At 68.3% G+C, this 15068-nt stretch carries 16 protein-coding genes and 2 pseudogenes; 2 read left to right on the top strand and 16 right to left on the bottom strand.

Annotated elements, in window-relative coordinates; genetic code table 11:
* Positions 1-102: 102 nt before the first annotated feature.
* The 6 genes and pseudogenes from ASF51_RS19705 to groES all read right to left on the bottom strand — a co-directional run bounded on the left by ASF51_RS19705 (position 103) and on the right by groES (position 4776).
* Positions 103-1002: a DUF222 domain-containing protein gene (locus ASF51_RS19705; protein WP_369797304.1), complete on the bottom strand. Its 900-nt coding sequence runs from the start codon at positions 1000-1002 to the stop codon at positions 103-105.
* Positions 1003-1020: 18 nt separating this feature from the next.
* Positions 1021-1363 (bottom strand): annotated as a pseudogene (locus tag ASF51_RS19700) (DUF222 domain-containing protein); the annotation flags it as partial.
* A gap of 1 nt (position 1364) precedes the next feature.
* A pseudogene (locus ASF51_RS19565) lies at positions 1365-1745 on the bottom strand (hypothetical protein); the annotation flags it as partial.
* 243 nt (positions 1746-1988) lie between these two features.
* Positions 1989-3257, bottom strand: coding sequence for an ABC transporter substrate-binding protein (locus ASF51_RS08060; protein ID WP_055927202.1), 1269 nt, complete (start codon positions 3255-3257; stop codon positions 1989-1991).
* A 141-nt stretch (positions 3258-3398) separates the two neighbouring features.
* Entirely contained in the window at positions 3399-4358 is a 960-nt protein-coding gene (gene rarD, locus ASF51_RS08055) for an EamA family transporter RarD (RefSeq protein WP_055927199.1), read from the bottom strand.
* Between the two features lie 121 nt (positions 4359-4479).
* Positions 4480-4776, bottom strand: a complete 297-nt coding sequence (groES, locus tag ASF51_RS08050) for a co-chaperone GroES (protein WP_044440065.1) — start codon at positions 4774-4776, stop codon at positions 4480-4482.
* 166 nt (positions 4777-4942) lie between these two features.
* On the opposite strand from groES, the gene ASF51_RS08045 reads away from it, so the two are divergent.
* A complete protein-coding gene (locus ASF51_RS08045; RefSeq protein WP_055927196.1) occupies positions 4943-6130 on the top strand; it encodes a class I SAM-dependent methyltransferase in 1188 nt (395 codons plus the stop codon).
* A 114-nt stretch (positions 6131-6244) separates the two neighbouring features.
* Here ASF51_RS08045 and ASF51_RS08040 read toward each other — a convergent pair whose 3' ends face one another.
* The 10 genes from ASF51_RS08040 to glmS all read right to left on the bottom strand — a co-directional run bounded on the left by ASF51_RS08040 (position 6245) and on the right by glmS (position 14028).
* Complete coding sequence (locus ASF51_RS08040) at positions 6245-6769, bottom strand: DUF4190 domain-containing protein (RefSeq protein WP_055927193.1); 525 nt, start codon at positions 6767-6769, stop codon at positions 6245-6247.
* Between the two features lie 78 nt (positions 6770-6847).
* The gene (locus ASF51_RS08035; protein ID WP_055927190.1) at positions 6848-7174 is read right to left on the bottom strand and encodes a DUF4190 domain-containing protein; all 327 of its coding nucleotides are present in this window, start codon (positions 7172-7174) and stop codon (positions 6848-6850) included.
* A gap of 10 nt (positions 7175-7184) precedes the next feature.
* Positions 7185-8276, bottom strand: a complete 1092-nt coding sequence (gene tsaD / locus ASF51_RS08030; RefSeq protein WP_055927187.1) for a tRNA (adenosine(37)-N6)-threonylcarbamoyltransferase complex transferase subunit TsaD — start codon at positions 8274-8276, stop codon at positions 7185-7187.
* Positions 8273-8794 carry a ribosomal protein S18-alanine N-acetyltransferase gene (gene rimI, locus ASF51_RS08025; protein ID WP_055927184.1) on the bottom strand — a complete coding sequence of 174 codons (522 nt, stop codon included), beginning with the start codon at positions 8792-8794 and terminating at the stop codon, positions 8273-8275. The genes tsaD and rimI overlap by 4 nt, the downstream gene beginning before the upstream one ends.
* Positions 8791-9408 carry a tRNA (adenosine(37)-N6)-threonylcarbamoyltransferase complex dimerization subunit type 1 TsaB gene (tsaB, locus tag ASF51_RS08020; RefSeq protein ID WP_055927181.1) on the bottom strand — a complete coding sequence of 206 codons (618 nt, stop codon included), beginning with the start codon at positions 9406-9408 and terminating at the stop codon, positions 8791-8793. The genes rimI and tsaB overlap by 4 nt, the downstream gene beginning before the upstream one ends.
* Positions 9409-9453: 45 nt before the next feature.
* Positions 9454-9948, bottom strand: a complete 495-nt coding sequence (tsaE, locus tag ASF51_RS08015; RefSeq protein ID WP_055927178.1) for a tRNA (adenosine(37)-N6)-threonylcarbamoyltransferase complex ATPase subunit type 1 TsaE — start codon at positions 9946-9948, stop codon at positions 9454-9456.
* Positions 9945-10706 (bottom strand): alanine racemase, encoded by a 762-nt coding sequence (locus ASF51_RS08010; RefSeq protein WP_055927175.1) that lies wholly within the window; start codon positions 10704-10706, stop codon positions 9945-9947. Before ASF51_RS08010 ends, tsaE begins: the two co-directional genes overlap by 4 nt.
* Positions 10703-11815, bottom strand: coding sequence for an alanine racemase (alr, locus tag ASF51_RS08005; protein WP_235497164.1), 1113 nt, complete (start codon positions 11813-11815; stop codon positions 10703-10705). Before alr ends, ASF51_RS08010 begins: the two co-directional genes overlap by 4 nt.
* Positions 11812-12168 (bottom strand): holo-ACP synthase, encoded by a 357-nt coding sequence (locus tag ASF51_RS08000; protein ID WP_055927172.1) that lies wholly within the window; start codon positions 12166-12168, stop codon positions 11812-11814. The genes alr and ASF51_RS08000 overlap by 4 nt, the downstream gene beginning before the upstream one ends.
* A 9-nt stretch (positions 12169-12177) precedes the next feature.
* Positions 12178-14028 (bottom strand): glutamine--fructose-6-phosphate transaminase (isomerizing), encoded by a 1851-nt coding sequence (glmS, locus tag ASF51_RS07995; RefSeq protein WP_055927169.1) that lies wholly within the window; start codon positions 14026-14028, stop codon positions 12178-12180.
* Positions 14029-14076: 48 nt separating this feature from the next.
* Here glmS and coaA point away from each other — a divergent pair, with 48 nt between their 5' ends.
* Complete coding sequence (gene coaA, locus ASF51_RS07990) at positions 14077-15033, top strand: type I pantothenate kinase (RefSeq protein ID WP_055927166.1); 957 nt, start codon at positions 14077-14079, stop codon at positions 15031-15033.
* Positions 15034-15068: the final 35 nt, after the last annotated feature.

Raw genomic sequence — 15068 nt, 5'->3', positions numbered from 1 at the left:
GGCTGCTCTTCGGCAGCCTCGTGGAACGGGGCGGCTGTTCTCGTCCCTCCTGCGTTGGTCGAGTAGGCCGCTTGCGGCCGTATCGAGACCCATGGTGACGGGTTAGAAGGGGCAGTCGTCGAGGTCCTCCTCATCCGTGATCGTGGTCGCGGCTCCCGCAGCGGCTGCCGCTGCGGCTTTGATGAGAGCTCGTGGTGCGGGCCGCATCTTGCCTTCCGGCCGGACCGTGTAGATGTGCCCGGCGGGTGACGTCGCCGTCAGGGTGTCGTCTCCGTTCTGGATGAACTGCCACCTGGTGTGGTGCTTCGCCCGATGATGTCCGGCGCTCAGGGGTGCGAGGTTCTCCGGGATCGTGCCCCCGCCATAGGCGTGGTCCTCGGTGTGATCCATATCCGCCTGCTCGGATGGAACCGTGCACCCCGGGAATACACATTCCGGGTGGACGAGTCGGGCATGGTCGATCATCGCTGCGGTGGGCCGGTAGTCCCGCGGGTCGGTGGCGAGGATACGTCCCGTGATCGGGTCGGTGAGGATCCGCCGCCACGACGTCGCATCCGCGGTCAACTGGGCGGCGGTGGCGGGGTCGATGGGTCCGTAACCGCGAAGGATCGCCGCCTCGTCACCCACGCCCAGGAGTGTCATCGCGGGAACCATGACATGCACCCTGCCTCGAATACCCCGGGTAGCTCCAGGGATCGACGGTTCTCCGTTGAGGAGCAGGTCGGTGAGGACGTCGACTTTCAGGTGTCCCATGCTGCGCGGGTCACCGGCCGTCTTCAACCCGGCGGCCAATCGGACGGCGCGGTCTGCGATCGCGTGGATCTCCGGCGCTGGGGCGAGCAGGGTGAGTTGGGCCATGCCGTCCGCTGCCGGATCGACATAGATCCGTCGCGTCCCCGCTGCTTTCTCCGCACGTTCGACCGCGGTGGACGGTTGGGCGAGTTCGACCTCGTGGCGGGCCTTCTTCTCGAGCTGCTTCGGATTCACCTCCGCCGCAAGCACCGACAGACGGGCGTCGTNCCGCAGCGTCGAACGCGGCCACCGCGGACATCACCTTCGAGAAGACGCCACGAAGACCACGGTCGACCGCAAGCTCAAAGAGATGAAGCTGGCCATCGGGCTCGAGAAGGAGTTCACGTCGTTCGACCGCGGTGGACGGTTGGGCGAGTTCGACCTCGTGGCGGGCCTTCTTCTCGAGCTGCTTCGGATTCACCTCCGCCGCAAGCACCGACAGACGGGCGTCGTACGTGGCCAGTGCGTCGCCGTCGAGGCCGTCGGCGTGCTTCGCAATGACTTCCGCGTGCTCCCACGACACGGCACCGGCGGCGACCGCCGCGAGGGTTGCGGGGAGGCGGTCGACGAGNGTCGAGGCCGTCGGCGTGCTTCGCAATGACTTCCGCGTGCTCCCACGACACGGCACCGGCGGCGACCGCCGCGAGGGTTGCGGGGAGGCGGTCGACGAGTGCTGTGCTGGTGTCGACGAGAACGGCGGTGCGGTACTCGGTTCGTCGAGTCAGCAGGGCGAGCTCGGTGAGAAGTTCAACGCGTTCGACCCGGGCGGTGGACCAGACCGGACCGGCGGTGGACGTGTCGACTGGTGCTTGCCGGTGGAGCTGGCGGGCGGCCTCGACGACGCGTCTGGCCCTGACGGCGGATAGGCGGGCTATCTGCGTGTCGAGGGCGGCGACCTCGCCGAGCGCGACCAGGTACGGGTCGGGCTCGGAGGGTGGGCTTTCGAATGTCATGGGTCAAGTCAAACAGTGACCACCGACATCGGGTCGGAACCGGCATTCGATACTTGACCAGCGAAAACGTCTGTGGATAGGTGTCGGGAAAGGTGGGCTGTGGAGGAGAGGACGTGGCCTGGTGGGGGTGCGCTTCGACAAGCTCAGGGAACGGTGATCCTGAGGCTTCATCAACGGCGCCGCAGGCACGACGAAGGGGCCCGGTCCGAAGACCGAGCCCCTCTTCTCTAACAGGTCAGAGAATTAGTCGAGCTTGCCGAAGACCTGCTCCTCGAAGGAGGTCTTGTTGCCCGTGTCGTACTTGTAGATCGACACGTAGGCCTCGGTCGGGTCACCGTTCTTGTCGAAGGTGATCGGGCCGGAGATGCCGTCGTAGTCGACGTCTTCACCGTCGGCGATGAGCTTCGCGCAGTCGGTGAACGACTCGCACTTGGTTCCGCCTTCAGAGACCGACTGCAGGTTCTCCTTGATGGTCGCGCCATCGGTGTCGCCACCCTGGAGGGAGGCGAGGGCCAGCAGCGTGGTCGCGTCGTAGGACTCGGCCGCATAGCTGAAGACGGTCAGCGGGTCGCTGCCCTGGTCCTTGACGAGCGCCTGGAGCTTCTCCTGGAACTCGGCCTTGGCCTCGACACCGGGGTTGGTGAACTGGGCGCCAGCGATGTCGACGTTCGTGTCTTTATCGGTGATGACGCCGTAGTTTCCGTCGGCTCCGTAGAGCTTCGAGAAGTCGAAGCCCTTCGCGGCGAGCTGCTCGGCGATGGTCTTGATCTCGTCGAACGAGATGACGACCAGGGCGTCGGGGTCGGTCGCGAGAACGCTGGTGAGTGCCGAGTTGAAGTCGGTGGAAGCCGGCTCGAAGGTCTCTTCCGCTCCGACCGTGGCGCCGCCGTCTTCGAGGGCCTTCTTGATGTTCTCTTCGAGGCCGGTGCCGTAGGCATCGTTCATGTAGAGGATCGAGACGTTGGTCTTGCCGTCCTTGATGATCTTGTTTCCGAGGATGCGACCCTGCAGAACATCGGAGGGGGCGGTGCGCCAGTAGTATCCGTCGTCTTCGTACGACGTGAAGTCGGGCGAGGTGTTGGCGGGCGAGATCTGGATGACGCCGGCCTGGGTGACCTGGTCGATGAACGTCTTCGAGACACCCGAGGACGCGGCACCGATGATGGCGGAGACGCCATCGGCGACGAGCGAGGTCGCCGACTGCGAGGCGATGTCGGTCGTGGTGTCGCCCGAGTCCTTCTGGGTCACGTCAACAGTGATGCCGGCCTTGGCATCGTTGATGTCCTTGACGGCCAGGTCGACGCCCGCGATCTCGGGCGGGCCGAGCACGGCGAGCGTACCGGTCTGAGGAAGGATCGTGCCGATCTTGAGGGACAGGTCACCGGAGTCGCTGCCGCTGTCGGTCGAGCCGCTCGAGCAGCCGACGAGAACGAGCGCGCTGATTCCCAGAATGGCCGCGCCACCCAGGGTGGTCTTCAGCGACCGGGAACCGGTCTTGGCGAATACGCCCATGATGCTCCTTGAATGTGATTGTTTTGTGGTGCACGGCATAACGAAGTTGGCCGTGCTGTAAAGCTAACGGCCCAAAGTCGCACCGACAATACATTCCTGTTACGGGCGTGTAACGCGACCCAATCGTTACCTTCCGTCCCGTCAGACGGGCTCAGCGACAGGCATCCGGCCCGCTCTCGACGTTCTGATCATGTCGACGGTGAGCACGACCAGAGCGAGCCAGACCAGACCGAAGCCGAGCCATCTCTCGAGCGGCATGGGCTCGCCCATGATGAACACCCCGAAGAGGAACTGGAGGATCGGGGCCACATACTGGATGAAGCCCATGTAGATGAGCGGCAGTCGCTTCGCCGCCGACGCGAAGAGCAGCAGCGGAACCGCCGTGATGACTCCCGCACCGATCATGAGGGCGACGTGGGCGGCGCCGGAGGATCCGAACGCGAGGCCCGGTGCGGTCGAGGCAACGACGATCGCCTGAACCGCCGCCACGGGAAGCAGCCAGAGGGTCTCGAGGGTGAGGCCTGACACGGCATCGACCGAGCGACCGACACGCTTCTTCACGAACCCGTAGAGCCCGAAGGAGAACGCCAGGATCAGGGCGATCCACGGAACGGAACCGAAGCCGACGGTCAGCACTCCGACGGCGATCACACTGATTCCGAGCGCCACCCACTGGGCGATGCGGAGTCGCTCGCCCAGAATCACGACGCCGAGCAGAATGGTGACGATGGGGTTGATGAAGTAGCCGAGGGCCGTCTCCACCACGTGCCCGGTCGTCGCGCCGATCACGTAGGTCTGCCAGTTCACATAGATCAGCACGCCCGCGAGGCCCATCGTGAACAGCAGCCGTGGCTGGCGAACGATGGCCAGGAACGCCGGCCAGGCGCGAGTCACGGTGATGATCAGGGCACAGAAGATCAGGGAGAAGAAGATGCGCACGGCCACGATCTCGAACGGACCCGAGGGAAGCAGCAGTAGGAAGTAGGCGGGGAGGAAACCCCACATCGTGTAGGCGCCTACGGCGTAGAGGATGCCCGACCGCGAGGGCTGCTCGTCGGTCTGCGGGGCTGAGGCTGGAGGGGCGGCGGCGGGGCGGGACACTCAACGAATGCTACCTCCGGCGCGCCGTTCCGGACCGCGGCCGCAAACGAAAAAGACCCGGATGGCAGAGCCATCCGGGTCTTTGTCTGTTTAGCGACGTTGCGCTAACGCATGTCGTAGGTCAGCGAACAACCACGGCGAGCACGTCGCGAGCCGACAGCACGAGCAGGTCTTCTCCGCCGTACTTGACCTCGGTTCCGCCGTACTTGGAGTAGATGACCTTGTCGCCCACGGCGACATCGATCGGAACGCGGTTGCCGTTGTCGTCGACGCGACCGGGGCCCACGGCCACGACCTCGCCTTCCTGGGGCTTCTCTTTGGCAGTGTCAGGGATGACCAGGCCCGAAGCGGTGGTCTGCTCCGCCTCGACCTGGCGGATGACGATGCGATCCTCGAGCGGCTTGATGGAGACCGACACGGTTGACCTCTTCTTTCTTCACGTCTGATTAGCACACTCACACCGAGAGTGCTAAGACGAGTTTAGGGGGTGCACTGGCACTCGGTCAATCCGAGTGCCAACCGGCCACGGCGCGCCGAGGCCCCGCGACCGACGTCTAGGCTGACGGGGTGAACAGGCTCAACGAATGAACAAGGACGAGCTCGGCCTGGTGATGACGTCGACGGCCCTGCGCCTCCTCGACTCCCTGCCGCCGTACAGCGATTCCACCGACATCGTGAAGACCGTCGCCGCACTGCGCCGCGACGGGCACCCGGCAGATCTTGTGTCGGCGGTGCTCACCCAGTCCCGTCTGCGGGCGAAAGCCACGGCCAAGTTCGGGGAGTTCGCATCGCGCATGCTGTTCACCGAGGCGGGTCTCGAGCAGGCCACACGCCTGCGGGTCGCCGCGCTCCATGCCGGCCGATACCAGAGTGCCGGCATCCGGAGCGTGGCAGACCTGGGGTGCGGCATCGGCGCCGATGCGCTGGCCTTCGCCGCGCTCGACCTCGAGGTGCAGGCCGTCGAACTCGACGAGGTGACCGCGGCGATCGCCTCGTACAACCTGGCTCCGTTCACGAACGTGACGGTGAGCCTCGGCGATGCCGCCCAACACGACCTCGCCTCGGTCGAGTCCGTCTACCTCGACCCGGCAAGGCGCACCGCGGGGCATGCGGACACCAGGCGCCTGCCCGACCCGCGCGACTACTCCCCCTCGCTCGACTTCGCTTTCGGCGTGGCCCGCACGCTGCCGACGGGCATCAAGCTCGGCCCCGGGTTCGACCGATCGCTCATCCCCGACGACGCCGAGGCCCAGTGGATCTCGGTCGACGGCCAGCTCGTGGAGAACAGTCTGTGGTTCGGCTCGCTCGCGCGGCCCGGCATCGCCCGCAGCGCCCTCGTGCTGCGCGGCGGAGCCAGCGCCGAGCTGGTCTCAGACGCCGACAGCCCCGACGCCGAGACGGGCGAACTCGGCACCTACCTGTACGAACCGGACGGCTCCGTCATCCGCGCACGCCTGATCGGCGATCTCGCCCGGTCGCTGGGCGCCCGCATGCTGAGCGAGCAGATCGCGTACCTCTCCTCCGACGACCTGGTGTCGTCGCCGTTCGCGACGGCGTTCCGCGTCGTCGACACCCTTCCCAGCGACGAATCGAAGCTGAAGAAGGAGCTGCGGCGGCGAGGCATCGGCCGACTCGAGATCAAGAAGCGCGGGGTCGACGTCGACCCGGCCGTTCTGCGTCGACGGCTGTCGCTGTCGGGCGACGGCGAGGCGACCCTGGTGCTGACGCGCGTGGCCGGTCGGCACACGGCCATCCTCGCCGAGCGCGTCTGACCCTGCGCCCGCGCTGACACCCGCTGCGCTGACAACCACCGCACAGACACCCGCCGCACAAAACGAAGTGCCCCTCGTCGACAGACGAGGGGCACTTCACATACGACGTGCGGGTCAGTACGACTCGTAGCCGCTCGACGACCCGACGGCCACGACGAAGATGATGATTCCGATGACCCACAGGAGGGTCAGCGCGATACCGGCGAAGCCCGTGATGATCGCGGTGAGCCAGAAGCCCTTGGCGGCAGGCTCGCGCTTCTTGCCGAGGAAGCCGAGAACGACGGCGCCCACCGAGAAGATGAAGCCGATCCCATAGAAGAACGAGAGGAAGACGCCGACGATACCGGCGATCATGCCGATGAGGCTGAGCGTCTTCGGAGCGGCGGCGACCGGCGAGTAGGGCTGGCCGTAAGGAGCGGCGCCGTTCGGGGCCTGCGCGTACGGGTTGGCCGGGGGCGCCTGCTGGTAGCTGGGTGCTCCGTACGACGGAGTCGACTCGGCCGGCGGCGTGTAGGCGGGCGGAGTGGAGGGCGCGCTCGGCGCGCCGTAGCTGGGTGCCGCGGGGGCGGACGGTGCGGTGGGAGGCAGCGGGGGGACCGACGGCGTGCCCTCGGTCGACGGGGTATTGGGATCAGTCATGTGTCCACACTACTGAAGCTCAGTGACCCACATCTACGGGACACCCCGATTCGCCGAGGCGCGGCATGACCGGTGGGATCAGAACGACGTGGGCGGTGTGGGGCCCGAGTTCACGAACAGGACGAGGGCCACGAGCGCAGCGACGGTCGCGACGAACCCCAGGTATCCAAGAATGAGGCCGACGATGGCGAACGCCAGGCCGGACTGCCGGCGGCGGCGAACCTGGACCACACCGATGTGCCCGAGAACGATGGCGACCGGCGAGATGAGCAGAATGCCGGTGATGGCCGCGAAGAGCGCGGGCATGTTGAGCGTCTTGCGGGGCCGAGCGGAGGCGGGACGAGACGGCGGCTGAGCCGTTGCCGGATCGGGCGAGTACGGCGCGAAGGCGGGCTGGCTCGACATGGAACCGAGCTTATCCGACCTGGATCTCGGTGACCGGCAGGGTCGAGTCGGCCCCGAATCCGAGGCCCGAGGGCGCGTGCCCTGCCATGATCAGCTGCGCCCCGAGTGCCGCGATCATGGCTCCGTTGTCGGTGCACAGGCTCAGGGGCGGGATGCGCAGGGCGACCCCCGCAGACGCGGCACGCGCTGCGGCGACCTCGCGGACCCGCGCGTTGGCCACGACGCCGCCGCCCAGAAGCAGACGCGGAACCCCGTACTCGGCGCAGGCTGCGAGGGCCTTGGTGATCAACACGTCGACGACGGCCTCGCGGAAGCTCGCAGCCACGTCGGCGAGGGGAACCTCCTCACCCGCGTCCTGCCTCTTCTCGACCCAGCGGGCGACGGCCGTCTTCAGCCCCGAGAAGGAGAAGTCGTAGCGGTGGGCCTCGTGATCCTTCGGCAGGCTCAGCCCGCGCGGGAACCGGATGGCCTTCGGATCGCCGCCGACGGCCGCCCGGTCGATCTCGGGCCCGCCGGGGTAGGGCAGCCCGAGCAGGCGGGCGACCTTGTCGAACGCCTCCCCCGCGGCGTCGTCGATGGTCTCGCCGAGAAGCTCGACGTCGGACACGAGGTCGCGAACGAGAAGCAGCGACGTGTGCCCTCCTGACACGAGCAGGGCGATGGTGGGGTACTGGATCGGCGCCTCGTCGCCCGCGAGCGCATCGACTCCCCCGTCGACCGGGGCGCGCAGAACGTCGGCGCCGACGTGGCCGACGAGGTGGTTGACGGCGTAGATCGGCTTCTCCATGGCCAGCGCCAGAGCCTTCGCCGCGCCGACTCCGACCATGAGCGCTCCTGCGAGGCCGGGGCCGCTGGTGACGGCGATCGCGTCGATCTCGTCGAGGGTCACTCCGGCATCGGCCAGGGCGGTCGCGATGGCCGGCGTCATGGCCTCGAGGTGCGCGCGCGCGGCCACCTCGGGAACCACTCCCCCGTAGCGCGCGTGCTCGTCCATCGACGACGAGATCGTGTTGCTCAGCAGGGTGGTGCCCCGCACGATTCCGACACCGGTCTCGTCGCACGACGTCTCGATGCCCAGAACGAGAGGATTCTCGGTGTTCATGGTTCGATCTCCTCGACCTTGTCTGCGCCCGTCCACCGCGTCTGCGGCTGCGGAACCGCAGCCCGCATGACGATGGCGTCCACATTGTCGGGCTGGTAGTAGCCGGCTCGCACTCCGAGGCGCTCGAAGCCCAGCGACTCGTAGAGCGCCTCGGCGTGAGGGTTGTCTGCGCGCACTTCGAGGAACACCTCTCGGGCACCGCGACGACGCGCCTCGTTCAACAGGCTCGTCATCAGCACTCGACCGAGGCCGTTGCGACGGGCCTCGGGGGCCACGGCGATGGTCTGAATGTCGCCCTCCTTCGCCCCTCGGGGAGCCAGAAGACCGGCGTAGCCCGCGATCGTCGTGCTCGAGGGCGGGTCGGAGGCGGGCAGCGCGACGACGTAGTAACAGTGCTCGTTCGCGAGGTCGGCCCTCATGGCGTCGGGGGTCCACGCGTCGGTCGTGAAGACGCTCGACTCGATGCGCATGATGGCGTCGAGGTCGTCGACGCCAGCCCGGCGCAGCTGCCAGGTCACTGGGTCACCCGCTTGATGCCGGATGGCATAGTCACGTCGGGCGAGCGCAGGTAGAGCGCGTCGTCGGATGCGAGGGGCTTGCCCGCCTCGACGAGGGCGGCCGCGGCCAGGGCGAGCTGCGCGGCGGGGATCTCGGCCGCATCCACACGACGAGCGCCCGTGTGCGGAAGCGAGTCTGGCTTCGCGAGGCCAGGGCCGTCGACGCGCACGGGCTCGGAACCCGACAGCTCGTACAGCGACCAGAAGACCTCTTTGCGGCGGGCGTCGGTCACCACGATGACCGTGTCCGAGGCGCCGGAGAGCGCCTGCTGGCGCGCCACGGCGTCGGCGCTGACCATCGGAAGCAGGGGAAGCCCCGCGCCGAGGGCGAAGGTGCGCGCGGCCGCGATGCCGACTCGAAGGCCGGTGAAGGGCCCGGGGCCCATGCCCACGACGACGCCGTCGAGCGCGGCCGGTCTCACAGCGGCAGCCTCGAGAACCTCGGCGAGCAGGGTGCCGATCACCTCGGCGTGCCTCATGGTGTCGGGCGTCGACCGTTCTGCCACGATGCGGCCGGTCGACGGGTCGACGATGGCGACGGAGGTACCCGCAGAGGTGTCGATGGCCAGAAGCACGTGTTCCAGATTAGCCGCCCGGGAGGCACCTCGGCCCCCTGCCGGTCACTGCCAGCGGGGCCCGACGCCGTCGATGGTGACCGTGCGCGGTTCGATCGGCTCCTCATCGTCGCGGCCATCGGCATCCGGGTCATCGGATGCGCCGCGCGGCCGGTCGATCGTGATCGACAGCCACGAGTCGGCCAGCTCCTCGATGAGGCCGGCACCCCACTCGACGACCACGATCGAGCGGGCGAAGTCGATGTCGAGATCGTCGAGCTCGACCGCTGACGAGAGCCGGTAGGCGTCGACGTGCACGAGGGCGGGCGCGCCCGGGTCGAGCCGCGGATGCGTGCGAGCGAGAACGAAGGTCGGGCTCGTCACCGACCCCCTCACCCCCAGAGCCTGTCCGAGGCCGCGAGTGAACGTGGTCTTGCCCGCGCCCAGTTCGCCCGTGAGCAGCACGACGTCGCCGGCGGAGAGCCACGAGGCCACCTCGTGCGCCAGCTGCGCCATCTGCTCGGGCGTCTCGATGGTCGTCTGCCTGTGCACCGCGGTCATCGGCTCGCCTCTCGATCGATGTAGCGACGGGGAACACGTCGGCCGATGCGGGCGAGGATCTCGCCGGCCGTCGAGCGGGTCGCGGCGGCCCAGTCCGCAGCCGTGGGTTCGCCGTCGAGCCCGGCACCGAACGCGACGGCGCGGTCGCCGGGAGCTATCGGCGCATCGCCGACGTCGAGCACGACCTGGTCCATGGCGATGCGCCCGACGACGGGGAACTGCGTGCCTCCCACGGCCATACGGCCCGAGCCCGTCGCCGCCCGGGGAAGGCCGTCGGCGTAGCCGAGCGGAACGAGCGCCAACGTCGTCTCCTTCGGCGTGCGGTACACGAAGCCGTAGGAGACGCCGTGGCCCTGCGGCACCCTCTTGACCGAGAGGACGGGAGCCGACACCCGCATGACCGGCACGACCCCGTCGGGCGCCCCGTCGGTGAGCTCCATGCCGAACCCGAAGGCGGCGATGCCGGATCCGGCGGGAGGAACGGCGAACCTCCTCGTCTGCCAGCAGTGCACGTCGATGCCGATGCGCGCGTCGGAGATGGCATCGGCGTCGGCCTGGTCGCGCACGCTCAGGATGTCGGCGCCCGACTCGGCCGCCGCACGCGCGAGCCGTACGAGTCCGTGTCCGTAGGCATCCGCCGTCATGTCGATCACGAGGGGGCCGCCGACCGCGCGGGCAGCGAGGAGCGCCACGTTGGAGCGGAACACGCCGAGATCGACGGCCGCCTCGCGACCGAGCCCGGTGTCGACGCCGGTCATGAGACGTACTCCCTCGCCACGCGGTCGCCGAGGCGGGTGACGATCTCGTAGTTGATGGTGTCGGCGGCCCTGGCCCAGTCGTCGACGGCCGTGACCCCCTCGGAAGGGTCGCCGAACAGAGTCACGGCGTCTCCTCGCACCACGTCGTTGCCCGGCGACACGGGTTCGACGACGAGGTGGTCGGATTCGATTCGGGTCACGAGCAGCGGGCCGGCGTCGCCGGTGACATGGATGCGGCCTGCGGCCTGCGGGGGTATCCCGTCGCCGTAGCCCAGGGGCACGATGCCCGAGTGCGCTGCGAAATCCGCGTCGGACGACGGAGCCACGGCGACGACGGTGCTGCGCAGCGTCATGGCCGGCTGCAGCCCGAGTTCGGCGGAGCCGCCGCCGTCGAACGGGGAGAGCCCGTAGGCTCCGATGCCGATGCGCACCAGGTCGAGTCGCATGGGTGGCAGGCGAAGAGCCGCGGCCGTCGACGCCAGATGCCGAAGCTGCGGCTGAAGGCCCGCGCGCCGCGCGCCCTCGATGCCCCGGTGGAGCCGCTCGAGCTGCAGGGCGTCCTCCGCGTCGTCCGCGTTCGCGAGGTGGCTGAAGATGCCGCGCACGCGCAGCACCCCGGTGAGCTCGAGCCGACGCGCCTCGTCGAAGAGAGCAGCCCAGTTCGGCTCGTCGGCGCCGTTCCGGCCAAGCCCTGTGTCGAGCTTGAGGTGAACGGAGGCCGGACCCGCGCCGACGGCGTGCTGCGCACGGACGACGGACTCGAGCTGGTCGAGGTCGCTCACGCCGATGTCGATGCCGGCCTCGAGCGCCGCCGTGAAGTTCTCGTGCGACTCGTGCAGCCACGCGAGCAAGGGCGCGTCGATGTGGGCATCGCGGAGCTCGAACGCCTCGGCGAGATCGGCGACGCCGAGCCAGGAGGCTCCGCCCTGGATGGCCGCACGGGCCACCTCGACCGCACCGTGGCCGTAGCCGTTCGCCTTGACCACGACCATGACCTGGGCTCCGTCTGCGAGCAAGACGAACCGGGAGACGTTCCGGGCGACAGCCGCGAGGTCGACGATGGCCACCGATTCCGGGGCAATGCGGGCCGCGCCGTCTGCGACGGTCACGGCGTGCGCTCCGCGACGACGAAGGCGAACGCGGAGTCGCCGTCGTGGCTGAGCGAGAGGTGGATCGCCCCCACACCGCGAGCGCGCGCGGTCTCTGCGACCTGCCCGCCGAGCAGGAACGACGGCTTTCCGTCGTCGTCGGTGACGACCTCCATGTCGTGCCAGCGGAATCCCGAGGAGTCTCCGAGCGCCTTGATAAGCGCCTCCTTCGCGGCGAACCGGGCGGCGAGCGACCGAGGCGAGCGCCGGCGTTCGCCCTCAGCGAACAGGCGCTCGACGAGACCCGGCGTGCGGTCGATCGACCGCACGAACCGGGGCACGTCGACGAGGTCGACGCCGATGCCGACGATCACCGCCCCGTCCTACTCGACGGTGACGGACTTGGCCAGGTTGCGCGGCTGGTCGACGTCGAGCCCCTTGGCCGTCGCCAGCTCCATGGCGAAGATCTGCAACGGGATGACGGCCAGGAGCGGCTCGAACAACGGACCGGCGAGCGGGATGCGGAAGACCTCGGACGCGTACGGCAGCACGGCCACGTCGCCCTCTTCTGCGATCACCAGCACCTTGGCACCCCGGGCCTTGATCTCCTGGATGTTCGACACGACCTTGGCGTGCAGCGAGTTGGGGTGACGAGGGCTCGGCACCACGACGAACACGGGCTGGCCCGGCTCGATCAGCGCGATCGGTCCGTGCTTCAGCTCGCCGGCCGCGAACCCCTCGGCGTGGATGTAGGCGAGCTCCTTGAGCTTCAGCGCGCCCTCGAGGGCGACAGGGAAACCGACGTGGCGCCCGAGGAACAGCACGGCGCGCGAGTCGCTCATCCAGTTCGCGAGCTCGGTGATGTCGCCGTGCTGCTCGAGCACCCAGCGGATCTTGTCGGGAATGCCCTGGAGCTCGACGATCGAGCTCGCGATCGTCTCGTCGTCGATGCTCTGCCGCACTCGCGCGAGGTGCAGGCCGAAGAGGTAGAGCGCGGTGATCTGCGCGATGAAGGCCTTGGTCGAGGCGACCGCGACCTCGGGGCCCGCGTGCGTGTAGATGACGGCGTCGGACTCGCGCGGAATCGTGGCGCCCTGGGTGTTGCAGATAGACAGGGTGCGAGCGCCCTTGGCCTTGGCCTCCTGAACGGCGACCAGAGTGTCCATGGTCTCGCCGGACTGGCTGATCGAGATGACGAGGGTGCCCTCGTTGACCACAGGGTCGCGGTAGCGGAACTCGTGCGAGAGCTCCACCTCCACGGGGATGCGGGCCCACTTCTCGATGGCGTACTTGCCGAGCATCGCCGAATAGGCGGCGGTGCCGCAGCCCAGGATCACGATGCGGTCGATCGAGGTGAGCAGCGAGTCGATGCCCTCGAGCTCGCCCAGCACGACGTGGTCGTTGTGGATGCGACCCAGAAGGGTGTTCGAGACGGCCTCGGGCTGCTCGCTGATCTCCTTCGCCATGAAGCTCGACCAGCCGCCCTTCTCGACGGCCGAGGCGTCCCACGACACCTCGTACTCGTGGGCCTCCACGCCGTTGCCGGCGAAGTCGGTGACCGAGACGGAATCGGGAGTGATCGTGACGATCTGGTCCTGGCCGATCTCCATGGCGCGCCGCGTGTGCTCGATGAAGGCGGCGACGTCGGAGCCGAGGAAGTTCTCGCCGTCTCCGAGGCCGATGACGAGGGGCGAGTTGCGACGGGCGCCGACGACGACGCCCGGCTCGTCCTGGTGCAGTGCGAGCAGGGTGAAGGCTCCCTCGAGGCGGGCGACGACACGGCCGAGCGCTGCGGAGAGACCGCCCTCGCCCTCGAGGTACTCGCGGCCCAGCAGCTTGGCGGCGACCTCGGTGTCGGTTTCGCTCTCGAAGGTGTAGCCGTCGGCGAGCAGCTCGTCGCGCAGAACGGCGAAGTTCTCGATGATGCCGTTGTGGATCAGGGCGATGCGGCCGTCGGCACTGAGGTGCGGATGCGCATTCACGTCAGTGGGGCCGCCGTGCGTCGCCCACCGGGTGTGGCCGATGCCCGTGCGCCCGTCGGTGAGAGCGGATGCCTCCAGGTCGGCGGCGAGGACGGCCAGCTTGCCGGCGCGCTTGCGGGTCACGAGGTCACCGTCCTCGGTGATGATCGCCACGCCCGCGGAGTCGTATCCCCGGTACTCGAGGCGGCCCAATCCGCCCATCAGAACATCGAGACTGGAGTTGTTACCGACATAACCTACGATTCCACACATCCCTCGAGTTTACGGCCTGCCCGGAGCGTGGGGCACAATGGGTGGTCTATGGCTGACATCGGGCACGCACCCCATTCCACGGGCCACCCGACGCCCTTCCGCGAGATCGACCGTGGCGACTGGGCCGCCCTCGCCCCCTCGACGCCCCAGCCTCTGTCCGAGACGGAGATCGTTCAGCTGCGCGGGCTCGGCGAACCACTCGACATGACCGAGGTGGCAGAGGTCTACCTGCCTCTCAGCCGTCTGCTCAACCTGTACGCGGCCGGGGCGAAGCGACTGCACGCATCCACCAGCGACTATCTCGGCGACCGGCAGACGGCGACGCCGTTCGTCATCGGCGTGGCCGGCTCCGTCGCCGTCGGCAAGTCGACGATCGCACGCCTGCTTCGAGAACTCCTGGCCCGCTGGTCGGACACGCCCCGGGTCGAACTCGTCGCCACCGACGGCTTCCTCTATCCCAACGCCGAGTTGACGCGTCGCGGCATCATGCACCGCAAGGGCTTTCCCGAGTCGTACGACCGGCGCGCCCTGCTCCGGTTCATCAGCGCGGTCAAGAGCGGCGTGCCCGAGGTGCGCGCCCCGTTCTACTCGCACCTCGCCTACGACATCGTGCCCGAGGCGCAGATCGTCGTGCGGCAGCCCGACATCCTGATCGTCGAGGGACTCAACGTGCTGCAGCCTCCCCTGCCGGGCCAGGGCCTCGCCGTGAGCGACCTGTTCGACTTCTCGATCTATGTGGATGCCCGCACGAGCGATATCGCGAGCTGGTACGTCGATCGCTTCCTGGCCCTCAAGCGCGGAGCGTTCGCGAACCCGAATTCGTTCTTCCACCGCTACGCGCAGCTGAGCGACGACGACGCGCGCTCGACGGCCGCCGAGATCTGGCGCTCGATCAACGAGCCCAACCTGGTCGAGAACATCCAGCCCACCAAATCGCGCGCGACGCTGGTGCTGCGCAAATCGTCGACCCATGCTGTCGACAGGGTGCTGCTGCGCAAGATCTGAGCGCGTGCGCGCCTCAGCGTCTCAGCGGCTCGGCC

The sequence above is a fragment of the Agreia sp. Leaf283 genome (assembly GCF_001422485.1).
Taxonomy (GTDB): Bacteria; Actinomycetota; Actinomycetes; order Actinomycetales; family Microbacteriaceae; genus Agreia.
This window is presented reverse-complemented; position numbering and strand designations above follow the sequence as displayed.